At 74.2% G+C, this 21,083-nt stretch carries 21 protein-coding genes and 1 tRNA gene; 7 read left to right on the forward strand and 15 right to left on the reverse strand.

From position 1 onward, the window contains the following. Positions 1-21 precede the first annotated feature (21 nt). Positions 22-705 (forward strand): GntR family transcriptional regulator, encoded by a 684-nt coding sequence (locus ACQPYD_RS03425; RefSeq protein WP_433699738.1) that lies wholly within the window; start codon positions 22-24, stop codon positions 703-705. A gap of 25 nt (positions 706-730) precedes the next feature. On the opposite strand, the gene ACQPYD_RS03430 is transcribed toward ACQPYD_RS03425, so the two are convergent. The 8 genes from ACQPYD_RS03430 to ACQPYD_RS03465 form a co-directional block, all read right to left on the reverse strand. Next, a complete protein-coding gene (locus ACQPYD_RS03430) occupies positions 731-1,228 on the reverse strand; it encodes a DUF2087 domain-containing protein (protein WP_433701935.1) in 498 nt (165 codons plus the stop codon). 69 nt (positions 1,229-1,297) lie between these two features. Beyond that, the gene (locus tag ACQPYD_RS03435) at positions 1,298-2,116 is read right to left on the reverse strand and encodes an HAD family hydrolase (protein ID WP_433699739.1); all 819 of its coding nucleotides are present in this window, start codon (positions 2,114-2,116) and stop codon (positions 1,298-1,300) included. Continuing rightward, the gene (locus ACQPYD_RS03440) at positions 2,116-3,135 is read right to left on the reverse strand and encodes an STM4011 family radical SAM protein (protein ID WP_433701936.1); all 1,020 of its coding nucleotides are present in this window, start codon (positions 3,133-3,135) and stop codon (positions 2,116-2,118) included. The genes ACQPYD_RS03435 and ACQPYD_RS03440 overlap by 1 nt, the downstream gene beginning before the upstream one ends. A gap of 140 nt (positions 3,136-3,275) precedes the next feature. Continuing rightward, entirely contained in the window at positions 3,276-4,628 is a 1,353-nt protein-coding gene (locus ACQPYD_RS03445; protein ID WP_433699740.1) for an STM4012 family radical SAM protein, read from the reverse strand. Beyond that, positions 4,625-5,482, reverse strand: coding sequence for an STM4013/SEN3800 family hydrolase (locus ACQPYD_RS03450; protein ID WP_433699741.1), 858 nt, complete (start codon positions 5,480-5,482; stop codon positions 4,625-4,627). The genes ACQPYD_RS03445 and ACQPYD_RS03450 overlap by 4 nt, the downstream gene beginning before the upstream one ends. Positions 5,483-5,550: 68 nt before the next feature. After that, positions 5,551-6,678 (reverse strand): STM4014 family protein, encoded by a 1,128-nt coding sequence (locus tag ACQPYD_RS03455; RefSeq protein ID WP_433699742.1) that lies wholly within the window; start codon positions 6,676-6,678, stop codon positions 5,551-5,553. Then, positions 6,675-7,751 carry an STM4015 family protein gene (locus ACQPYD_RS03460; protein ID WP_433699743.1) on the reverse strand — a complete coding sequence of 359 codons (1,077 nt, stop codon included), beginning with the start codon at positions 7,749-7,751 and terminating at the stop codon, positions 6,675-6,677. The genes ACQPYD_RS03455 and ACQPYD_RS03460 overlap by 4 nt, the downstream gene beginning before the upstream one ends. 75 nt (positions 7,752-7,826) lie before the next feature. After that, on the reverse strand, positions 7,827-8,819 hold the full coding sequence (locus tag ACQPYD_RS03465; RefSeq protein WP_433699744.1) for an STM4015 family protein: 993 nt from the start codon (positions 8,817-8,819) through the stop codon (positions 7,827-7,829). Positions 8,820-9,057: 238 nt separating this feature from the next. On the opposite strand from ACQPYD_RS03465, the gene ACQPYD_RS03470 reads away from it, so the two are divergent. Both ACQPYD_RS03470 and ACQPYD_RS03475 read left to right on the forward strand, forming a co-directional pair. Continuing rightward, positions 9,058-9,849, forward strand: coding sequence for a class I SAM-dependent methyltransferase (locus tag ACQPYD_RS03470; RefSeq protein ID WP_267948018.1), 792 nt, complete (start codon positions 9,058-9,060; stop codon positions 9,847-9,849). Between the two features lie 237 nt (positions 9,850-10,086). Further along, complete coding sequence (locus ACQPYD_RS03475) at positions 10,087-11,238, forward strand: phospholipase D-like domain-containing protein (protein ID WP_433701937.1); 1,152 nt, start codon at positions 10,087-10,089, stop codon at positions 11,236-11,238. A gap of 99 nt (positions 11,239-11,337) precedes the next feature. Here the strand turns inward: ACQPYD_RS03475 and ACQPYD_RS03480 are convergent, their stop codons facing one another. Beyond that, entirely contained in the window at positions 11,338-11,562 is a 225-nt protein-coding gene (locus ACQPYD_RS03480) for a calcium-binding protein (RefSeq protein WP_433699745.1), read from the reverse strand. Between the two features lie 419 nt (positions 11,563-11,981). On the opposite strand from ACQPYD_RS03480, the gene ACQPYD_RS03485 reads away from it, so the two are divergent. Beyond that, on the forward strand, positions 11,982-13,160 hold the full coding sequence (locus tag ACQPYD_RS03485) for a right-handed parallel beta-helix repeat-containing protein (protein ID WP_433699746.1): 1,179 nt from the start codon (positions 11,982-11,984) through the stop codon (positions 13,158-13,160). A gap of 288 nt (positions 13,161-13,448) precedes the next feature. On the opposite strand, the gene ACQPYD_RS03490 is transcribed toward ACQPYD_RS03485, so the two are convergent. Together ACQPYD_RS03490 and ACQPYD_RS03495 are read right to left on the reverse strand one after the other, a co-directional pair. Beyond that, positions 13,449-14,033, reverse strand: coding sequence for an SMI1/KNR4 family protein (locus ACQPYD_RS03490; protein ID WP_433699747.1), 585 nt, complete (start codon positions 14,031-14,033; stop codon positions 13,449-13,451). 198 nt (positions 14,034-14,231) lie between these two features. After that, a tRNA-Arg gene (locus ACQPYD_RS03495) sits at positions 14,232-14,304 on the reverse strand. 417 nt (positions 14,305-14,721) lie between these two features. Between ACQPYD_RS03495 and ACQPYD_RS03500 the strand changes: the two genes are divergently transcribed. Next, positions 14,722-15,828: a D-alanyl-D-alanine carboxypeptidase family protein gene (locus tag ACQPYD_RS03500; protein ID WP_433699748.1), complete on the forward strand. Its 1,107-nt coding sequence runs from the start codon at positions 14,722-14,724 to the stop codon at positions 15,826-15,828. Between the two features lie 154 nt (positions 15,829-15,982). On the opposite strand, the gene ACQPYD_RS03505 is transcribed toward ACQPYD_RS03500, so the two are convergent. From ACQPYD_RS03505 to ACQPYD_RS03520, 4 genes are all read right to left on the reverse strand, one after another. Further along, entirely contained in the window at positions 15,983-16,387 is a 405-nt protein-coding gene (locus ACQPYD_RS03505; protein ID WP_402913403.1) for an MscL family protein, read from the reverse strand. A 95-nt stretch (positions 16,388-16,482) separates the two neighbouring features. Continuing rightward, the gene (locus tag ACQPYD_RS03510; protein WP_433699749.1) at positions 16,483-17,133 is read right to left on the reverse strand and encodes an SAF domain-containing protein; all 651 of its coding nucleotides are present in this window, start codon (positions 17,131-17,133) and stop codon (positions 16,483-16,485) included. Positions 17,134-17,240: 107 nt separating this feature from the next. Further along, positions 17,241-17,627: an FmdB family zinc ribbon protein gene (locus ACQPYD_RS03515; RefSeq protein WP_433699750.1), complete on the reverse strand. Its 387-nt coding sequence runs from the start codon at positions 17,625-17,627 to the stop codon at positions 17,241-17,243. A gap of 279 nt (positions 17,628-17,906) precedes the next feature. Then, a complete protein-coding gene (locus ACQPYD_RS03520) occupies positions 17,907-18,539 on the reverse strand; it encodes a 5-formyltetrahydrofolate cyclo-ligase (RefSeq protein WP_433699751.1) in 633 nt (210 codons plus the stop codon). 203 nt (positions 18,540-18,742) lie between these two features. Between ACQPYD_RS03520 and galU the strand changes: the two genes are divergently transcribed. Continuing rightward, positions 18,743-19,681 (forward strand): UTP--glucose-1-phosphate uridylyltransferase GalU, encoded by a 939-nt coding sequence (gene galU / locus ACQPYD_RS03525; RefSeq protein WP_267948027.1) that lies wholly within the window; start codon positions 18,743-18,745, stop codon positions 19,679-19,681. A gap of 156 nt (positions 19,682-19,837) precedes the next feature. Continuing rightward, a complete protein-coding gene (glp, locus tag ACQPYD_RS03530; RefSeq protein ID WP_433699752.1) occupies positions 19,838-21,070 on the forward strand; it encodes a molybdotransferase-like divisome protein Glp in 1,233 nt (410 codons plus the stop codon). Positions 21,071-21,083: the final 13 nt, after the last annotated feature.

Consider the following 21,083-nt stretch of genomic DNA (forward strand, 5'->3'; position numbering starts at 1 on the left):
CCAGGATTCCGGAGATTCCCTATGGCCTCGCAGGGGTTGAACACCGTCGCAGGACGGATCCAGCGTCCCGTACCGCTGCGCGAAGCCGTGTACGAGGCCATCCTGGACCTGATCACCACCCGGGCGCTCTCACCCGGCCACCACCTGGTCGAGACGGAGCTGGCCCAGACCCTGGGCGTCTCGCGCCAGCCCGTCCGCGAGGCGATGCAGCGGCTCAGCAACGAGGGGTGGGTGGACCTGCGCCCCGGCTACGGGGCGTTCGTGCACACGCCCACCGAGAGCGAGGCCGACCAGCTCCTGGCGGTCCGCGCGCTGCTGGAGACCGAGTCGGCCCGCCTGGCCGCCGCCAACGCCTCGCCCGAACAGGTCGGCCACCTGCGCGACCTGGTCGCCGCCGGGCGCGCGGCGACCGAGCTCGCCGACACCGACGCGGTGGTCCAGGCCAACGCCGACTTCCACCGCACCGTCACCGAGGCCTCGGGCAACCGGGTGCTCGCCGAACTGGCCGCCCAGGTGGACCGGCGGGTCCGCTGGTACTACGCCCCGGTCGCCCGCATCCGCGGCGCCGCCTCCTGGGACGAGCACGCCGGCCTCGTCGACGTCATCGAGGCGGGCGACGCCGACCAGGCCCTCAGGCTGATGAGCGAGCACACCGAGCGCACCCGGCGCACCTACCACGAGCGCGTGGACGGCGACGGCTCCTGAGGCCCCGCGGCGGGGTCGCGGCGGCTCAGGCCGCCGCGACCCGGTACGCGCTCCCGTCGGCCTCGCGCGTCAGGTACCCCTCCTCCACCAGGTACCTGCGCATCGAGGACGGGTCGTCGAAGCAGGTGCGGATCGCCGTGTTCACCTGTTTCTCGGTGTAGACCATCCCGGGCGCGAAGAGCCGCCCCGCGATCCGCGCGAAGACCCCTCGCCGCAGCTCGCGCCGGACGGGCAGGGCGGTCAGCCGCCCCCGGTGGAACAGCGCGTCCACGGGGTCGCGCCCGGCGGGGGCGTTCTCCTCCAGGGCGGCCGCGAACACCCCGGGCACGCACACCACGCGCCCGCCCTCCTCCCTCACGAGGCCGGCGTCCGCCAGCCGGCGCAGGTGCCGTACGGCCCCGGAACCGCCCGCGCGGAGGTCCTCCGCGGCGGCGCCGCCGGCGCCCGCCGCGACCACGCGGGCGTAGAGCGCGAGCCGGTCGGGGTCGGCGAGGGACGAGACGATCTGGGCGGGGTGCGGCACGGTGCTCCTCCTGGCGTCGGTTGTGCGCACCCATGACACCGGAGGGGACGGGCGCCCCGCCAGTGGTTTTCAGCGCCCGGAGAGCAGCCGCTCCACCACCCTGGCCACCCCGTCCTCGGTACTCGCCGGGGCGACGCCCAGGCCCAGGGCGGGATCGAGCAGGTCCGGGTGCCCGTCGGCCATCGCGTAGCCCATGCCGGCCCAGGACAGCGCGGCCAGGTCGTTGGGCATGTCGCCGAAGGCCGCGACCTCCTCCGCGGCCACCCCCCACCGCTCGCAGACCAGCGCCAGGGTGGTGCCCTTGTTCACCCCGGAAGCACTCAGCTCCAGCAGGCCGTGCCCGCCCGAGTAGGTGACCTCCACCAGCGAGCCGACCGTCTCCACGGCCGCCTCGTGCAGGAGGTGGACCGGGGTCCCGCCGGAGCGCACCAGCAGCTTGGCGATCGGGGAGGTGCGCTCCAGGAGCTCCTCGGCGGAGTCCAGGACCCCGCTCACCCAGTCGCGGTGCGCCCACGGTTCGAGCAGGTAGTCGGGCTCGTGGAAGAAGCCGGTACCCGTCTCCACGCCGAAGCCGAGGTCGGGCAGCGCGCCGCGCAGCTTCTCGACCACGGTGCCCGCCGTCTCCGGGGACAGGGCGCGTACGAGGGGCTCCTCGCCGGGGAGGTGGGCGAGCGCGCCGTTGCCGCAGAGGACGGCGGCACAGGTGAACTGGGAGGAGATGTGCCACGTCTCCCGGGGCGGGCGGGCCGTGGAGACGACCACCCTCGCCCCCGCGTCGGCGGCCGCCGCCAGCGCTTGTCGGTTGCGGGCGGAGACGAGTCCTCCGGAGCCCAGGAGAGTGCCGTCGAGGTCGGTCGCGATGACCCGGGGAAAGACCATGTGTCGCATTATGTCTGTCTCCGGTGGCGGTTTGAAGTGGCGCGGCCCGGCCCCGGCGTGGGCGGCGCCGCCGCAGCGGCCCCCGGGGACGCGGCCGGGAGGACCGCCGGGACGCGTTCCACGACGCCGCCCCGGAAGACGTCGTAGAGGTCGAGGGTCTCCAGGTGCACGTAGCCGATGTGGCAGTCGCAGCTGGTCAGCGGGCAGGGGGACGGTCCGGGGTCCCGGGCGAACGACCCGTCGTAGAGGTTGCCCATCGGGGTGTCCACGAAGTGGCAGCGGCGCACCCCGCCGTCGGCGTCCACGGACAGCACACTGTCACCCGTGCGGCAGGGCCGTCCGAGGCTCGGGTGGGGATGCCGGCTGTAGTGGAAGTGCGGGTCCAGGGCCTGCCACTCCGCGGCCTCCCCGTCGGTGTAGGTCCGGCCCTCGGCGGCGTTGACCCACAGGTACACGTCACCGGGCAGGTCGGCCCGCATCCTCCGGGCCGCCTCCAGGTGGTCCGGCTCGCCGACCACGCCGACGCTGAACCGCACCCCCGCGGCGGCCAGCTCCCGGGCCTTGGCGAGGAAGCGCTCGTGGGACACCTGGCCGGGGTGGTAGGTGGTCCACAGCGCGGTGGACGACAGGTCGCAGTCGGCCAGCCAGCCCAGGCGGCCGCTCAGGTTGGTCTGGATCGCCACCCGCTCCACGTGGGGCAGGCGGCTGAGCCGGACGATCGCGGTCCGGTACCAGGAGCGCACCAGCCCCTCGCCCCAGGGGGTGAACAGCACCGAGACCCGGGTCCCCGGGTTCTCGGCGGGGCGGTCGGCCACCCAGTCGGCGAACCGCTCCAGGGCGGCCCGGTCCGCGCGCAGGGTCCCGGGGTCGTCGCGCCGCTTGGCGAAGGGGCAGTACGGGCAGTCGTAGTCGCAGCTGGCCAGCGGCCCCCGGTAGAGGAGGGTGAGGTGCGGGGGGAGCGCCGGCGCGGGGCGCGCCCGGTCGGGGGCGCCCGGGGAGCGGGGCGCGGGGGAGAGGGCCCCGTGGATCCCCGGCCAGGGGAGCGGGGTCACCCGCGAGGGCGCGGCCGAAGCGGGGGGACCCTCCGCCCCGGCCCCGGCGGGGTACCCGGCCGGGGCGGAGACGCGGGCGGGGGGAGCCCCGTGGTCCGCGGCGGGTTCCACGGCGCTCACCGGGCCTCGTACTCGGCCATCAGCGCCGACACCCGGGCGGAGAAGGCCATCGGCCCTACGGCGTCGGAGTGCGCGAGGCCCTCCGGGCTCAGCCGCACCGTGTCCGGGCCGCCGTCCGGCTCCAGCCAGCCGCGCGCGCCGAGCGCGGCGAACAGCTCCGGGAAGTCCTCCTCGGGGCGGCCCCCGAACCGCTCCGCGTAGGCGGCGGCGTCCATGCCCTCGGCCCGCAGCAGCGACTGGACGAGGTGGCGGCGCCGGCGCTCCCCGTCGTCCAGCAGGAACCCCACCTCCGCGTGCGCGAAGTCCCCCGCGCCGCGTCCCACGTAGTCCGCGATGATCGACCGCACGTGGCCCACCCCCACCGCGTAGTCGAACGAGTAGTGGGCGGACGCCGTGTACGACCGCGCCCCGCACCCGAGCCCGACCATGCCGTCGGTCTGGCAGCAGTGGTCCGGCACGTCCGCGCCGGCGGCGGGCGCGTCCGCGCGCCGGAACATGCGCATGGACACCTGCTCGTAGCCGCGCTCCAGCAGGTGGTCGCGGCCCTGCCGGTACAGGCCCAGCCGGTGGTCGTCCCAGTCCCGGGCGCGGCGGCCCAGACCGGTGAGCGGCCGCACGTACAGGGGGTAGAGGTAGACCTCCTCCGGGGCCCATTCCAGCGCCGTGTCCAGGGAGTACGCCCACGTGCGGGCGTCCTGCCGGTCGATCCCGTAGATGAGGTCGAGGTTGAGGTCGGCGGAGGTGTGCCCGCGAACGGCCGCCAGGGCCCGGTCCACCTCGGCGCGTTTTTGCGGACGCCCCGCGGCGTGGGCCTCGGAGTCGAGGAAGCTCTGCACGCCCATGCTGATCCGGGTCAGGCCGCGCGCCTGGAGCACGTCCAGCCGGTCGGGCGTGGCCGTGGCGGGGGAGGTCTCCACCGAGACCGGTGTCCGGGAGAGGTCCACCCCGAACGCGCGTTCGGTGAGGTCGTAGACCCGGACGAGTTCGTCCGCGGTCAGGTAGGTGGGCGTCCCCCCGCCCAGGGCGGCGCGCGCGAACCGGAAGCCCGGGGGCAGTGCCGCGGCCACCTCCCCGGCCTGGCGCTCCATCGCGTCCAGGTACGCGGTGACCTGCTCGGCCGGGGGCGTGGACCGCGTGAACAGGTTGCAGAACCCGCAGCGCATCTCGCAGAACGGGATGTGCGCGTACAGGGACAGCGCGCTCACGTCCTCGTCACGCCACAGGTCGGCCAGCGGCGGGCGGTCCGCGAAGGGCCGGTAGGCGCTCTTGTGCGGATAGGCGTACACGTACGACCGGTACGGGGAGTCCTCGCGCACGGGTTCCGGGCGCGGTACGGGGGTGACGGTCACGGGGTCGCCTCCTCGGCGTGGACGGGTGCGGTGCGCCCCCGGGGCAGGAACGCGTGGGTGTAGGGGACCGTCCACACGGTCTCGTGGCCGATCCGGTGGCCGGTGTACCCGTCCTCGCCGTAGGCGGTGCCGTGGTCGGAGCACACGATCGCGAAGCACGGGCGGCGGGCGGACATCGCGGCGAGGAGGGGCGGCAGGTGCCGGTCGACATACTCCAGGGCGGCCGCGTGGCTCTCCGGGGTGTCGCCGTCCCCGGGGGAGGCCCCCGGCAGGTGGAACCAGTTGGGCTGGTGCAGCGCGGACGCGTTGAGCAGCAGGAAGAGGGGCTGGTCGGCCGGGCGCCCGTCGGCGATCCGCACGGCCCGCGCCACCTGGTTCTCGAAGGAGCGGGGGTCGGCCACGCCGAACGACTCCTCCCAGTGGCTCTCGGCGAACATGTCCGGGATCACCGACCCCACCGCCGACCGCCGGTTGAAGAACCCCGTCCCTCCGACGCAGGCCGTGTGGTACCCCGCTCCGGCGAGGCCGGAGGCCAGGTCGGGGGTGTCGAAGGTCCAGGTGTGCGGCGCGGTGGACACGCTTCCCGGGAAGGCGGCGGCGAACAGGCGCGGATGGGGGCCGGGCGCGGCCGGGGTGGGCAGGAACCCGGCGAGCATCGCCAGGTGGGAGGCGTACGTGAAGCTCCCCGGGGCGTGCCTGCGCTCCCACCCCCCGTCCGGCAGCAGACGGGCGAGGTGGGGGGTGCGGCCCGCCCGCGCGAGTTCGTCGGCCACGTCGAAGCGCAGCGTGTCCAGGGTGAGCAGCAGGATGTCGTGCGTGCCCACCACGGCGTTCATGTCGGGTTCGGTGCTCATCGTTCTTCTTCGGGAGGAGGTGTGCGCGGAGGCCCGGCGCCCGGGTCCGGCTCTTCGGGGGCGGTCCCTCAGGGGGCGGGGACGGGAGGGGCGGGCGCGCCGGTCGGGAAGCGGCCGGCGGCCAGGGCGTGCAGCTGCTCCGCGTAGGTGTCGCGGCCCTCGTGCAGCACCCCGGGGAGGAGGTCGCCGAAGGCGTTGACCTCGCAGACCGTGAACCGCCGCCAGCCGGGCGAGGGCATCAGGTCCACCCCCGCGTGCAGGGTGCGGGGGAAGCACGCGGCGGCGGCCTCGGCGGTGGCCGTCGCCTCGGCCCAGGCGCGGGGGCCGACCGACTCCCGCAGGGCGTCGACGTCGCCCCGGGCGTTGCCCAGGTGCAGGTTGGTCATGGGGGAGGACGACGTGCGCGCCACGACGTGGGTGGCCCGGCCCGCGACCACCACCACCCGGAGGTCGAGGACGCGGCCGTCGAAACCGGCCTTGGGCACCCACCGCTCGACGTGCAGCCCCTCGGGGGCCAGGGCGTCCACGACCGCCGCGATGTTGGCCTCCGACGTGTAGGTGCGCGGGCGCAGGCTGTTGAAGAGGCGCACGGACCCGTCCCCGCCGCGTACGAGGTCGGCGGTGGTCACCGCCCGGATCCGGCTGTCGGACGCGACGGCCAGCGCGACCACCCCGGAGGCGGAGGAGCCGTGCGCGGGCTTGACGAACACCCGTGTCCAGCCGTGGTCGGCCATCGCGGCGCGCAGCGACGCGTAGCCCGTGACCGGGCCGGGCAGCGCGGGGGCGACCGGGACCCCCGCGCGGGCCAGGCGGGTGTGGCAGCGCCGCTTGTCGCACATGTCCACCAGGTCCTGCGGGTCCTGGAGCAGGCGTGCGCCCGGGGCGGCGGCCACCGCCTCCGAGAGCCGGTCCAGGGCGGCCCGGAACCCGGCGTGGTGGTCGGCGGTGCCCTCGGCGCGGTACGGGTCCGGGGCGCGGTCCCAGCCGCGCAGCAGGCGCTCGGTCTCCACGTCGCCGCCGGGGGAGTCCACCCGGACCAGTCCGTCGTCGGGCAGGCGGACCGGCCCGGCGGCCAGCTCCCGCCACGGCACGACCGCGGGCGGGGCCAGGCCCGAGGACCGGGCCGCCGCGAGGAACAGGTCCAGGCGGCGGTTGCCGGGGACCCCCACCACGACCAGGGGGCGCTCCCGGGTCATTCGGAGACCGCCGAGTAGCGGTGGACGCGCGTCTCTCCGCCGTACTCGTCGACGTCGGGCTCCCGGCGGTCGGACACGTCGACCTCCACCCCGGCCCCGGCGAACTCCGCGCGGACGCGTGCGGCCGTCTCCTCGGACATGTAGTGGTGGTGCAGGTCCAACCGCTTCAGGCCGCGGAAGGCCGGCGCCCCGAGGAGCGCCCGGGCGCCCTCGTCGGTGAGGGTGCCCAGGGAGAGGTCGAGCGTGTCCAGCGAGGAGAGCACGGGCGCGCCGGCCAGCGCGGGGATCCAGTCGTCCAGTTCCTCGGCGTTGCGCAGTCCCAGGTGGCGCAGTCGCGGGAAGGCCGCGCCGGAGAGGACGGGGGCCAGGTCCTCCGGGGTGCTCTCACCGCCGTACTCCTTGGAGCCCGGCCACAGCTCCAGGCGCTCCAGGCCGGGCAGCGGGGACGCGCACACGTCCCGCACGACCTCGGGCCGGAGCGCCCCGCTCTGCACGGTGAGGCTGCGCAGCGCGCGGTGCTCCCCGAGCGCCAGCCCCAGTCCGGCGCTGCCGCCGCGGACGGTGAACTCGGCCAGGTCCGGGAACGCGGCGAGGAGCGGGGCGAGGTCGCCGTGCTCGATCCAGGAGATCTCGTTCTCCTGCTGGCGGACCTCACCGAAGAACAGGGACCGCAGCGCGGTCAGCTTCGGCGCGATGTCGAGCAGCCGGTCGCGGACCTCGTCCGAGGGCATCGCCTCGAAATCGCCCCCCATGTACCCGACGATCAGGGCGGTCACCTCCGCGGGCGCGACGATCTCCGCGAACCGGCCGAGGTACTGGCCCAGGGTCTCGATCGGGCCGTTGGAGCCCGTGCCGTAGGAGGGGGTCTCCATCCGCAGCCGCCAGGCCGCCGAACCCGGGTCGGCGACGGCCTCGAAGAGCCGGTCGTAGTTCTTCGGGTGCTCGGTGTGCGGCTCGCGGCGGTTGCGGGCCCAGTACAGGGCGAGCCCGAAGTCGTCCCTGAGGGCGTCCCACCCCGTGAACTCGACCACGGGGAGGCCGGCGAACTCCGTCAGGTGGCTGCGGTTCGGCAATGGTTTCTCCTGCCTGGGGTTGCGGACGCCCCTATGTCTAACAGCCTGGTGCGACACCGCCGACGGCGCCTCCGCTCACTCGGAGACCGCCGTGTAGTAGTGGAACTCCCCGTCGTGGGCATGCGGGCTCCGGGCGTCGGACAGGTCGACCTCCACGCCGGGGAGCGCGGCGCGGAGGCGTTCGGCCGCCCCCTCGGACACGTAGTGGTGGTGCAGGTCGAGCCTCCGCAGGCGCCGGAAGGCTTCGGCGGCGCCGATCAGGGCCTCGGCGCCGGTGTCGGTGAGGGTGCCCAGGGAGAGGTCGAGGACGTCCAGGGAGGCGGTCACGGGCGCCTCCGCCAGGACGGCGATCCAGTCGTCGATCCCCTCGGCGTTGCGCAGGCCCAGGTAGCGCAGGGAGGGGAAGGCCCCGCCGGAGAGGACGGGCGCCAGGTCCTGCGGCGTGGTGTCGCACCCGTACGTGTCCACCCCCAGCCACAGCTCCAGGTTCTCCAGGGCGGGCAGGCCGGAGGAGGCGATCCCCCGGCACAGCCGCCCGGGCAGGCCGCCGCTCTGGACCGTGAGGGTCCGCAGGCCGGTGTGCTCGGGGAGGTGGAGGTCGAGCCTGCCGCCGCCCACGGAGGTCTCGCCGGTCCCGCGCACGGCCAGCTCCTCCAGCGCGGGGAAGGCCCCGGCCAGGGGGGAGAGGTCGCTCTGCTCGATCCAGGAGATCTCGTTCTCCTCGTAGACGATGTCCCCGAAGAACAGCGCCCGGAGCGACGGGAAGGCCTCCGCGTGGGCGATGAGCAGGTCGCGCGGGACCGTCGACGGCGATTCGGGGCCGTCCCCCCAGGTCCCGATCACGAGCGCCCCCACCCGGGCCGTGTCCACGCTCTCCAGGAAGCGGGCGAAGTACGCGGTGAAGTTCTCCGCCGCCTCGTACGGGTCGGCCCGCAGCCGCCACGCCACCGAACCCGGGTCGGCGAGCGCCGCGGCCAGTTCGCCGGGGTCCGGCTGCTTCGCCTCCGTCGCGGGGAACTCGACCACGGGGAGGTCGGCGTACTCGGTGAGGTGGGTGCTGTTCGGCATCGTCTGCTCCAGGGACCGGTCCGGGGTTTCGGCACCTGTTCTAGCAGTCCGGGACGACATGCCGCCCGGACCGCGTCCCGGCCCCGGGGCACGGTGCGCCCTCCGGGGGGCGGAGGGCGTCCGGGAGCCTCTCCCGGGGGGTGCGGGCCCGCCCCGCACGGACGGCGTCGCGGCGGTTCCGGGGCCTCACCGGCGCTGCGGCGGGACAAGCCCGGGTGCCCGGTGTGACAGTGGTGGCATGGCTACGCACAGCGAACTCCGCGACTTCTGGGAACGCCGGCTCGAAGGCGACTGGACCGAGAGCGGCGTCGGGTACCGGGCCCTCGGACGGCCCTTCAACACGTGGATGTACCGGGTGCGCGAGGAGGTGTTCCTGCGCGAGGTCGCGGGCCTGCGGCCGCGCGGGGCCGACGTCCTCGACGTCGGCAGCGGCACCGGCTTCTACGTGCGGCTGTGGGACCGGCTGGGCGCGTCCGCGGTCACCGGCTCCGACATGACCGAAGCGGCCGTGGAACGCCTGCGCGAGAGGTTCCCCGAGCACCGGTTCGTCCGCCAGGACGCCTCGGAGCTGGACGCCTTCGAGGACGGCTCCTTCGACGCGGTCTCCTGCATGGACATGCTCTTCCACATCACCGACGACGAGCGCTACACGGCCGCGGTCCGCGAGTTCGCGCGGGTCCTGCGCCCCGGCGGCCTGCTCGTCATCTCCGAGAACTGCCTCCGGCGGCCGGAGCAGCGCGGTGAGCACCAGGTCAACCGCACCCTCGCGTGGATCGCCGGGACCGCGGACAAGGCGGGGTTCGACATCGTGCGCCGCGTCCCGATGCTCGTCCTGATGAACGCCCAGGTCGACGCCGCCCTGCCGTGGCGCAAGGCCTGGGGCGGGGTCCTGCGCGCCGCCACGGTGACCGCGCCGACCGGCTGGCTCGCGGGCGCCGCCCTCTACCCGCTGGAGCGGCGACTGGTCCGGGGCCGGAAGGAGAGCCCCACCACCGAACTCGTCGCGCTCCGCCTCCGCGAGCGGGCGTGACGCCGATGTGACGGGGGACACGTGCCGACCGTGTGGGGAGGCGGGCTGCGCGCCGGGTTACGGTTGGGGTCCACCTTGTGCCGGATGCGACGGCCTCCGGGGTCGGGCCCCCGGCGCGGCGGCCGGCCTGTTCGGGAGGCGACTTTGCCAGGCTCCAGACGTTCCACGCTCAGATCCGTGGTCAAGTGGGGACTCGTGGGGCTGGTGACCACCCAGGTCGCGGTCGCCGCGACCCTCATGGGGATCAACCACTGGCGCAGGAAGGTGCGGCCGCACCGCGCGAACTTCCCCCGGACCGCCCCCGCGGAGCTGCCGGTCGGCGACACCGCCGCCACCGTGTACACCTACGGCGAGGACGTGTTCGAGGACATGCTCGCGGCGATCCGGGGCGCCCGCCGCCGGGTCCTGTTCGAGTCCTACATCATCAAGGACGACCGGGTCGGCCACCAGTTCAAGCAGGCGCTCATCGAGGCGGCCCAACGGGGCGTCGAGGTGTACGTCGTCTACGACGGCTTCGCCAACCTCGTGGTCCCCCGGTCGTTCTACCGCTTCCCCGACAGCGTGAAGGTCCTGCGCTACCCGGCGTTCCGGCCGGGCGTGCTCCTCATGAACGTCCGCAAGTCCGGCCGCGACCACCGCAAGATCCTCACCGTGGACGGGGAGGTGGGGTTCGTCGGCGGCTACAACGTCGGGTCGCTGTACGCCACCGAGTGGCGCGACACCCACCTCCGGGTGTCCGGCCCGGCGGTGTGGGAGCTGGAGAACGCGTTCGCGGACTTCTGGAACATGAACCGCCGGGGCGGGCACCCGGAGCTGGAGGGGCTGGGGGAGGCGGAGTGGAACCCGCGGTTCCGTGTGCACCGCAACGTTCCCGAACAGCTCATCTACCCCATCCGGGCCATGTTCCTGGAGGCCATCGACCGGGCCAAGGACCGGGTGCTGTTCACCCAGGCCTACTTCATCCCCGACCGCGAGCTCCAGCGGGCGCTGATCGACGCCGCCGAGCGCGGGGTCGACGTCAACATCCTCGTCCCGGAGAACTCCAACCACATCATCGCCGACTGGCTGGCCCGCGGGCAGTACTCGGCGCTCCTGGGCGGCGGGGTGCGGCTGTGGCTGTACCAGGACGCCATGGTGCACGCCAAGACGGCGACGGTGGACGGCCGCTGGTCGACGGTCGGCACGGCCAACGTCGACCGGCTGAGCCTGACCGGGAACTACGAGATCAACGTGGAGATCTTCGACGAGCACGTGGCGGCGCACCTGGAGGACGTCTTCGCCAAGGACCTCACCAACTGCCGGGAGCTGACCGCCGAGGAGTGGCGGAGCCGGCCGTTCGCGGCCAAGTTCAGCGAGGCCGTGCTCGCCCCCTGGCGCCCGTTCCTCTGAGGGCGCCGCCCCGGCGGCACGCCCGGGCGGAGGTCCGGCGGATGGGCCGCGGCGGCGCCGTTCCCGTTCCGCGTCCGCGCGCGGCGCCGGGCGGGCGGGTCAGCCGCGGCGGCGCTTGGGCGGCGGTCCCAGCCTGGTCGTGAAGAAGGGGTCCGGATCCGCCTTCCGGGGCCTGGGGCCGCCCCAGTGCTGCGGGCCGGGGTGCGGCGTGCGGTGGAGCGCGTTGGCGATGGCCGAGGCGGATCCGCCCCGCTGCCGGGAGCGCGGGCCGGTCTCCTCGTCCCCGTCCGGCCCCTCGTCGGGGGCGTGGTCCCCGTCTGTCATCCGAATACCCCCCGACCTGCTGTGACGTCTGCTCCGACCGGTCCATCATCGATCGGCGGGGGCGAATTGTCATGCCGACACGGGGGCAGGAGCGCGACCTTCTCCCGGGGGCCGCCCTCCGCCGGGACGGGCGCCCCCGGAGGGGACGAGCCGGGGGCCGCTGCGTGGCGGGCATGTTTCCATAGCATGAAATCCGCATGACGGCCAGACCGTTGACACCCCGTGGGCGGCGTTCTACCTTCTGTGCTGAAAGCGCTTTCCAGAAGAAGGGAAGGCCTCGACCGGCGCCACGGCGGCGGCCGGGGCAGGCGCGACCCGCGCGGTGGACACGGGCCCCGGCTCCCCCGGGGGCGGCCCGGACGCCGCGGCGGGACGGTTCCAACCCCCCTCGGACCCTCGGACGAAGTCGGAGAAGAAGAATGCGAACCAGACCCCTCATCGCGTGCGCCGGCCTGCTGGCGGCGGCGCTCGGCGTCACCTCCGCCGGCGCGGCGCAGGCGGAGCCGGCCCCCCTGGCGGACACCGTGCTGTACGCGTCGCCGGACGGCGGCGACGGCGCGGGCGGCACGGAGTCGGACCCGACCACCCTGACCTCCGCGATCGACCGCATCAGCGCGGGCGGGACGATCTACCTGCAGGGCGGCGTCTACGACCTCCCCGACACGGTCACCCTCCCGGAGGGCTCCGGCGGCTCCTCCGGCGCCCCCACCGAGCTCTTCGCCGCCCCCGGCGAGAGCCCCGTCCTGGACTTCTCCGCCCAGAGCGAGGACCCGGCCAACCGCGGGCTCGCCCTGGAGGGCTCCCACTGGCACATCCGCGGGATCGTCGTCCAGAACGCCGGCGACAACGGCATCTTCATCAGCGGGAGCGACAACGTCGTCGAGCGCACGGTGACGCGCTCCAACCGCGACACGGGGCTCCAGATCTCCCGCCGGACCTCCGACACCCCCGAGAGCGAGTGGCCCGCGAACAACCTGGTCCTGAGCACGGTGTCCCACGACAACGTGGACTCCGACGGCGAGGACGCCGACGGCTTCGCGGCCAAGCTCACCTCGGGCCCCGGGAACGTCTTCCGGGACACCGTGGCCCACAACAACATCGACGACGGCTGGGACCTCTACACCAAGTCCGACACCGGCCCCATCGGCGCCGTGACCGTCGAGGACTCCCTCGCCTACGGGAACGGCACCCTCAGCGACGGCTCCCAGGCGGGCGACGGCGACCGCAACGGCTTCAAGCTCGGGGGCGAGAACATCGGGGTGGACCACGTCATCCGGGGCAACATCGCCTACGACAACGGCAAGCACGGGTTCACGTACAACCGCAACGTCGGCTCGATGACGGTGTCGGACAACATCTCCATCGGCAGCGAGGAGCGCAACTTCAACTTCGACGGCGGCTCCTCGGTGTTCCGCGGCAACACCTCGTGCGACAGCGGCTCCAACGACCGGATCATCGGCGACTCCGACGGCTCGAACCAGTTCTGGTCCGGCTCCGACGGCCCCCGGTGCTCGTCCTACGACGGGGCCCTGGACTGGTCCTTCGACGACGACGGCACCCTCGTCGTCACCTTCGGCGGCACCCCGGTGACGCGATAGGAGGGGGCCCCGGGCGCGCCGCACCGCCGGATCCCGGCTCTCCGACGGACGCGCGCACCGGCCCCTGAGGCCGCGGACCCGTGCACGCACGCCGGTCCGGCCCCCACCACCGTCCGGCGTCCTCCGGGGCGCCGGACGGGCCTTGCGCCGCACAGCCGCCGCACCGCCGCCGCGCGGCGGCGTCCACGCGGGGAAGACGCCCCAGACAGTGGGGAGAGCGCTTTCCATCGACCCTCCGGCCGCCGGCGTACACGCGGGCGGGCATCGCGGCCCGAGGCCGGCCCCCGGTCAGGAGCCGACGGCGATCCGGTGCGCCTCGACCACGAGCGTCGCGAAGTCCTCGCTCGGCTCGGGGTCCGCCCCGTCGCCGGGCCACCACGTGTAGGCCCTCCACTCGCCGCCCACGCCGACGCCGTCCGCGTGCAGCAGCCACATGCCGCCGCTGCCCCCGTCGTCGTCGGAGATCAGCAGGCAGCGCTCCAGTACGCGGAGCCGGTCGGCGAAGTGGTCCATGTGCGGTTCCGACCACCAGGAGTAGAGCTGGGGGTCCTCCTCGGGGAACCAGCCGATTCTCTCCACCGGGAGCAGGTCGAAGGTGTGGGCCAGGGAGCTCCAGCCGTTGCTGACCAGGAGGAAGTTCCGGTAGGACGGCGGCAGCGACACGCCCAGGCGCTCCTCCGCGGCGAGGACGGCCTCCTCGGCGGCCGGCTCGTACCCGAGCCGGCGGTTCTCGCGCCGGGAGGCGCTCACCGCCCGCTCGTCCCCGTCCTCGGCCGCCGCGGTGCGCAGGCGGGCGGAGTCGAGGAACTCGCGACTGTGTTCGTTCAGGAACGCGCGCCACCTGGCCGCGGTCCTCGGCGGTGAGGGGTCCATGTCGGTCGTCCTTCGGGGGTCTGGGGGGTGGCGACGATTCTCGCACCCCCGCGTCGCCGCCGTGTCCGCCGGACGGGCGGAAGCCGCCGCTGCGCGACGGCCGACAGGGGTCCGCGGGCCGGGCGGATCGCGACCCGGAGCGGGCCCCGGAAGCGGAACGGGGCCCCTCCCGAAGGAGAAGCCCCGGTTCACACCGTGCGGCCCCAGCAGGATTCGAACCTGCGACACCCGCTTTAGGAGAGCGGTGCTCTATCCCCTGAGCTATGGAGCCATGGGTCTGACGGAGGTATGCGTTGCCCCGTCACAGGGCCAAGCCTAACCCAGGATAGAGGTGAATGGGGTGTCGGACCGTGTTCCCGGGGTGTGACTGGGGGACTCTGCGTGCATGGCGGAGTACGCTGACCTACGATTGGTTGTCCTGGCGCGTTGTGACGTTGTTCATGACGCGTGGTGCGTCATGGCCGGATATGTGCGCCGATCGCCCTGAAGGGCGGGTCGGAGTGAGGCCCGCACAGTGATGACCAGGTACTTCACCGACGGCCGGGGAAGACGGCGGCGAGACGGGCGCGAGCCCGCACCGCGTCCGCTTCCTCCGGCGCAACGGTTCCGTGTGTCCGCATGTGGACATGTAGTACGTTCCTTGCGGTCACGGGTAGGTGTTCGAGGAAAAGCAGCCGGAGGATCATTCGTGCCGTTCACTTCTGATCCGGCGCGGCGCAGGTCCCGCGTACCGGATGGCGGCGGGGCGCTCACCGCGTTCGCGGCGTTCCAGCGTGTCCGTTGCGTCCAGGCGCTGACGCTCGTGCTGGTCACCGCCCTGCTCGTCGTCCCCGTCCACCCCGCCGCGCTGTCGCCGGCCGCGGCCGACCTGGACGAGTTCCGCGAGCGGGCGGAGGCGTCCTCGCAGGAGCTGGAGGAGGCCACCGACCGCCACGTCGAGCGCCAGGAGGAGTTGGAGGCCGCCCAGGAGGAGCTGGTCTCCACGCTCCACGAGCTCCAGCAGACCGAGCTCGAACTCGGCGAGATGCGCGAGCCCCTGGCGACCCTCGCCAGCACCCTGTACCAGCAGCCCGACGGCGGCCTGCTCACCATGCTGACGTCGGGCACGCTCGACGACGACCTCCAGACGCAGTCCTACGCGGCGAAGATCTCGGAGAACAACCAGGCGCTCATCCAGGACGCCACCGACCTCCGCGAGGAGCAGGTCGGGCTGGCGAGCCAGGCGCAGGAGCTCCAGACCACCACCCAGCTGGAACAGGTGGAGCTCGCGGCGGAGGTCGAGGAGCTGCGCGAGCAGTCCGAGACGAGCATGAACGAGCTCGTCCAGGAGCTGGAGGACCGGGGCATCGACCCGGACGCCTACATGGCCGCCGCGGACTGCGACCCCTCCGCGGCGTCGAGGGCGAACGGCTCGCCCAACGGCCTGCTGCCGTCCGACGCCCTGTGCGACCTGTACGACGACAAGCAGCTGCGCGCCGACGCCGCGGTCGACTTCCTCGAACTCAACATGAGGTACGTGGCGGAGTTCGGCGAGAACATCTGCATCACCAGCGCCTACCGCGACCTGCCCAACCAGCACCGCGTCTACGCGCAGGAGCCGCCCGGCTTCGCCGCCGTCCCCGGCACGAGCAACCACGGCCTGGGGCAGGCGATCGACCTGGGCTGCGGGATCCAGAACTTCAGGTCCGAGCGCTGGAACTGGATGGAGACCAACGGGGCCGACTTCGGCTGGCACCATCCCGCCTGGGCGAAGTCCAGCCCCTTCGAGCCCTGGCACTGGGAGTACAGCGGATGACCCCCGGGGGCGGCCCGTACGGGCCGCCCCCGACCCGTGTCCGGGCCGTTCACGGCCTCCCGCGCGGCCGGGAGGAGGGGCCGTGCCCCGGTCCGGGAACGGCCGGGCGGCCCCGGGGCCCGCGGGGACCGGACGGTCCGCGGCCCCGGAGCGGTCAGACGGTCTCCGGCGCGACCTCGCTCGTGCAGTGGGAGCACCGGGACGCCTTCTTGTCGATGTCGACGCAGCAGTAGGGGCAGGCGCGGGTGGTGGCCTCCTCGGCCTTGACGAACCTCTCCATGAGCTTGCCGAGCGGCAGGACGATCAGGAAGTACAGGACCGCGGCGGTGATCAGGAACGAGATCAGGGCGTCGATGAACGAGCCGTACATGAACCGGCTGCCGTTGATCTCGAAGTAGAGGTCCCCGAACGTGGGGATGCCGCCGAAGATCCCGATCAGCGGGGTGATGAACCCCTCGGTGAACGCGGTGATGAGGTTGGCGAAGACCGTGCCGATCACGACCGCGACCGCCAGCTGCACCAGGTTTCCCTGGAGCAGGAACTTCTTGAAGCCTTCCATGGAACAGCCCTACGTACTCGATGTGTGTGGGAGAGCCGGGGCGTCCGAGGGGCGCTCACCGGCGCCCGCCAGCTTTCACCACCACACGTCATCGGTCAACCGCGAATGGTGATGGACAGGCGTGACGCCGTGGCGTGGCCCGCCAGGCTCCGGGCCTCCGCGGGCGTCGCGGCGATGAGGATCAGCGCGCCTCCCCCGCCTCCCCGGTCGGACTCGGCCGGAAGGGCGAGGACGGGGCGGTCGCTGACCACCTCCACGGCGGGCCCCGCGCGCACCGGGGCGAACTCGTCGGGGCTCCCCGCGGCGAGGACGTCCACCCGGCTGCCGGGGGAGAGGAGCCCGACCGCACCGGGGTCGGAGACCCGTACGGGGACGGCCACCAGGCCGGGCCCGTACGGGCCCGCGGGAGGGTCGGAGAGGCGGGCGTCGGTGATCACCTCGCCCCGGCGCACCGGGGACGTGAGGGAGAGGCCCGCCGCCTCCGTGTCGGCCGGGAGCGCGCCGTCCGGCACCGCGTCGGAGGGCAGGGGGCGCGGGGCGAGGTCGTCCGCGGCGAGCGGTGACGTGGCGTCGAGGTCCCTCGCGGCGACGAGGACGAGGCCGGTCGGCTCCGGAGGCGGGCGTACCGCCAGCACGGCGCCGAGGAGCGCGGCGGCCGCGAGGAGGGCGGCGACGACGCGCCGGTGCCGGTCCAGCAGGCGGGTGAGCGCCCGGCGGTGCCGGTAGGGGGGTGGTGCGCTGGTCATGTTCCAACGCTAGGCCGCGGCGGGGCCGTGCGGCCGTTGTCCACAGGCCGGACGTGCCGAGCGCCGCCGAGTGTTCGGCGGCGCTGCGTCGGTCAACGGCCCTGCGGCTAACCCGCCGCGGCGGCGGTGCTGCTGGTCGTGCTGGTGCTGGTGCTGGTGCTCGTGCCGGCGCCGGTGCCCGCCTTGGAGCCCGAGTCGCCGGAGGAGCTCTTGGCGTCCGTGCCGGAGGAGGCGGTGCCGCCGGACTCGGAGGAACCGGAGTCCTTGCCGTCGCCGGAACCGGCGTTGGACCCGGTCAGGACGGAGCTGTTGGAGGTCTTGCCGCTGTCGGTGCGGTAGAAGCCGGAGCCCTTGAAGACGATCCCCACGGCGGAGTACACCTTGCGCAGGCGTCCCTCGCACTCGGGGCAGACGGTCAGCGCGTCGTCGCTGAAGCTCTGCACGACCTCCATCTGGGCGCCGCACTCGGTGCACGCGTACTGGTACGTAGGCACTGTTCCGGGTCCTCCTTGCTGGCACTCTCGCCCTTTGACTGCTAAATAGTACGCGCTCGCCGACCGGAGCCGCGACAGCACCTCGCGCCGAGCGCGCGCGGCAGCGGCCCAGGTGCCGGAACGGTGGCGTCGCCGGGGCGCGACCGCCAGGGACAACGCCCGGCCCGGGCGGGATAATCCCCGCCGTCACGGGCCGGGAAGGACGCCCCGGCCGACCGCGCGGGCCCCGCTCCCGGACCGGTCCTCCCCGCGGGGGCGCCCCCGCGGGGAGGACCCGCGTCACACGGTGTCGCGTCCTCCGGGCCACACCCCGCCCGCGAACACGCGCAGGCCGCCGCCGGGTGTGAGGACGGCGTCCACCGGCCGGTCGTGCGGCTCGGCGGGCAGGGAGTCCACGAGCTCGTCGTCGTGCACCAGGGCGATCGCCGGGGTGTGCGGGCCCTTGTGCGCGAGTGCGCGGTCGTAGCAGCCGGCGCCCCGGCCGAGCCGGTTCCCGCTCCGGTCCACGGCGAGGGCGGGGCAGACCACGGCGTCCGCCCGGGCGAGCGCCCCGGGGCCGTAGCGGTGCCCGGTGGGCTCCACCAGGCCGTGCCCGGCCGGGGCCAGGCCCTCGGGCCCGTCGAAGGCCGCCCAGTCCAGGTCGCCGCCGGGCAGGAACACGGGCAGCAGCACGTACGTGCCGCGCTTCCACAGGGCCGTCACCAGCTTGCGGGTGCCGGGCTCCCCTCCGACGGAGTAGTAGCACGCGACCGTCCCGCCCATGGCGAGCCACGGGACGCCCATCAGGGTGTCCCGGACCGCCGATCCGACCCGCGCGCGCTCCTCCGCGCCCCGGGCCCGCCGCCGGGCGAGGACGTCCCCGCGCAGCCGGGCCTTCTCCGACGGACCGCCGTCACCGCTGCTCCCGCTCATGGGGCCAGTGTGGCAGCGGGGCGGACCGGGCGGCGAGGGGCCGCCCCCGCCGGGACGGTCCGGGCGCGTCCGGCGGAGCCTGCCCGGCGCGGTGAACGCCCGGTGGCGGTTTGCGCTCCGCCGCCCGAAAGAGCGGGGACTTCTTGGCGCCCGGCCGGGCGTCGGGGCGCCGGGACGGCCGGGGACTGTCCTAAAGTGCCGACATGAACGACGCCACCGAGCAGAAGCGACCCTCCGCGTCCGCGCCCGTCACCAAGGCGGTCGTGCCCGCGGCCGGCCTGGGCACGCGGTTCCTCCCCGCGACCAAGGCCACGCCCAAGGAGATGCTGCCGATCGTGGACAAGCCCGCGATCCAGTACGTCGTGGAGGAGGCGGTCGCCGCCGACCTCAAGGACGTCCTGATGATCACGGGACGCAGCAAGCGCTCCATCGAGGACCACTTCGACAGGGCCTACGAGCTGGAGGAGGCACTGGAGGCCAAGGGCGACGACGCCCGGCTGCGCTCGGTGCGCGAGTCCAGCGACCTCGCCCAGGTCCACTACGTCCGCCAGGGGGAGCCCAGGGGGCTCGGCCACGCGGTCCTGTGCGCGGAGGCGCACGTGGGCGACAACCCGTTCGCCGTGCTGCTCGGTGACGACCTCATCGAGTCGGCCGACCTGCTGCGCCGCATGATCGAGGTGCGGGAGAGGCGCGGGGGCAGCGTCGTCGCCCTCATGGAGGTGGAGCCCGAGCAGGTCTCCCTGTACGGGTGCGCGGGCATCGAGCCCACCGACGAGGAGGACGTCGTCGCCGTCACCGACCTGGTCGAGAAGCCCGCGCCGGAGCACGCCCCGAGCCGCTGGGCGATCATCGGCCGCTACGTCTGCGATCCGGCGGTCTTCCCCGTCCTGCACGAGACCCCGCCCGGCCGCGGGGGGGAGATCCAGCTCACCGACGCCCTGCGCGAGCTCGCCCGGCGCAAGCCCGAGGACGGCGGGACCGTGCACGGCGTCCTGTTCCGCGGCCGCCGCTACGACACGGGGAACAAGGCCGACTACATCCGCACGGTGGTGGACTTCGCCTGCCGCCGGCCCGACCTCGCGGACGAGCTCCTGCCGTGGCTGCGCGACTTCGTCGAGCGCCAGGACGCCGGACGCCCCTGACCCGCGCCGGGGGCGCCCGCCCACGGGCCCGGCACGGCCCGGCCGCGCCGGGAGGCCGCGCACACGGAGCCGGACGTGGTGACAATGGGATGCGCATCAACTCCTGAGGGAGGGGAGACGCTCCGCCCCAGGAACCGCGACAACGGAGGAACCCCCGTGAAGAGCGTCGAACAGCACGTCGCCGACGTCCTGGCACTGATCGCCGACCCGCAGCCCACCGAGCTGGACCTGCTCCGGGCGCACGGCTCGGTGCTCGCCGAGACCGTCACCTCGCCGGTGTCGCTGCCGGGCTTCGACAACTCGGCCATGGACGGGTACGCCGTGTGCGCCGCCGACCTGGAGCCGGCCACGGCCGACGCCCCGGTCCGCCTGCCGGTGGTCGGCGACATCCCCGCCGGCGACCCCTCCCCCGCGGCCGTCCGCCCGGGCCTGTGCGCGCGCATCATGACCGGCGCCCCGATGCCCTCCGGGGCGGACGCGGTCGTGCCGGTCGAGTGGACCGACGGCGGCGTGGCCACGGTGGCCGTCGACCGCCCGGTCCGCGTCGGCAACGCGGTGCGCCCGGCCGGGGGCGACGTGGTCGAGGGCGCGGTCGTGCTCCGGCCGGGCGGGCGGATCGGCGCGGGGGAGATGGGCGTGCTGGCGGCCGTCGGCCGCCGCTCGGTGTCCGTGTACCCCCGGCCGCGCGTCGTCGTGCTCTCCACCGGTGAGGAGCTGGTCGAGCCGGGGCGCCCGCTCGGGCCCGGCCAGATCTGGGAGTCCAACAGCTTCATGATCGCGGCGGCCGCCCGCGACGCCGGGTGCGAGGTCCACCGCCACGGATTCGTCGGGGACGACCCCAGCACGGTGCTCGACACGCTGGAGGGCCTGCTGGTGCGGGCCGACATCGTGATCACGACCGGCGGTGTGAGCATGGGCGCGTACGACGTCGTCAAGGAGGTGCTCACGCGTGAGGGCACCGTGGAGTTCACCCAGGTGGCGATGCAGCCGGGCAAGCCCCAGGGCTTCGGCGCGATCGGCCCGGACCGGACCCCGATCGTCACCCTCCCGGGCAACCCCGTGAGCGCCTTCGTGTCGTTCCAGATCTTCGTCCTCCCCGCGCTGCGCCGCCTGCGCGGGCTCGACCCCCGGGGGCTGCCGACCGCGCGCGCGGTCCTCACCGCCCCCGTGACCTCGCCGAAGGGCCGCCGCTCCTACCTGCGCGGCGTCCTGGAGGAGTCGCCGCACGGGCGCGAGGCCGCCCCCACGGTGTCCCCGGCCCTGCGCCAGGACTCCCACCAGCTCTCCGCGCTCGCGGGGGCCAACGCGCTGATCGTCGTGCCGGAGGAGACCACGGAGCTGGCCGCGGGCGGCGCCGTCGACGTGGTGCGCCTCCCCGATCCCGCCTGAGGGGCGGCCCGCG

The organism is Nocardiopsis sp. CA-288880 (assembly GCF_050955985.1).
Taxonomy (GTDB): domain Bacteria; phylum Actinomycetota; class Actinomycetes; order Streptosporangiales; family Streptosporangiaceae; genus Nocardiopsis; species Nocardiopsis tropica.

Bases quoted from the DNA above. Each gene is read 5' to 3' on its own strand.
- ACQPYD_RS03475 (WP_433701937.1), top strand. From the start codon at position 10,087: ATGGGGATCAACCACTGGCGCAGGAAGGTGCGGCCGCACCGCGCGAAC.
- ACQPYD_RS03485 (WP_433699746.1), top strand. From the start codon at position 11,982: ATGCGAACCAGACCCCTCATCGCGTGCGCCGGCCTGCTGGCGGCGGCG.
- ACQPYD_RS03490 (WP_433699747.1), bottom strand. From the start codon at position 14,033: ATGGACCCCTCACCGCCGAGGACCGCGGCCAGGTGGCGCGCGTTCCTG.
- ACQPYD_RS03470 (WP_267948018.1), top strand. From the start codon at position 9,058: ATGGCTACGCACAGCGAACTCCGCGACTTCTGGGAACGCCGGCTCGAA.
- ACQPYD_RS03455 (WP_433699742.1), bottom strand. From the start codon at position 6,678: ATGACCCGGGAGCGCCCCCTGGTCGTGGTGGGGGTCCCCGGCAACCGC.
- ACQPYD_RS03510 (WP_433699749.1), bottom strand. From the start codon at position 17,133: ATGACCAGCGCACCACCCCCCTACCGGCACCGCCGGGCGCTCACCCGC.
- galU (WP_267948027.1), top strand. From the start codon at position 18,743: ATGAACGACGCCACCGAGCAGAAGCGACCCTCCGCGTCCGCGCCCGTC.
- ACQPYD_RS03520 (WP_433699751.1), bottom strand. From the start codon at position 18,539: ATGAGCGGGAGCAGCGGTGACGGCGGTCCGTCGGAGAAGGCCCGGCTG.
- ACQPYD_RS03480 (WP_433699745.1), bottom strand. From the start codon at position 11,562: ATGACAGACGGGGACCACGCCCCCGACGAGGGGCCGGACGGGGACGAG.
- ACQPYD_RS03505 (WP_402913403.1), bottom strand. From the start codon at position 16,387: ATGGAAGGCTTCAAGAAGTTCCTGCTCCAGGGAAACCTGGTGCAGCTG.
- ACQPYD_RS03435 (WP_433699739.1), bottom strand. From the start codon at position 2,116: ATGCGACACATGGTCTTTCCCCGGGTCATCGCGACCGACCTCGACGGC.
- ACQPYD_RS03425 (WP_433699738.1), top strand. From the start codon at position 22: ATGGCCTCGCAGGGGTTGAACACCGTCGCAGGACGGATCCAGCGTCCC.
- ACQPYD_RS03450 (WP_433699741.1), bottom strand. From the start codon at position 5,482: ATGAGCACCGAACCCGACATGAACGCCGTGGTGGGCACGCACGACATC.
- ACQPYD_RS03465 (WP_433699744.1), bottom strand. From the start codon at position 8,819: ATGCCGAACAGCACCCACCTCACCGAGTACGCCGACCTCCCCGTGGTC.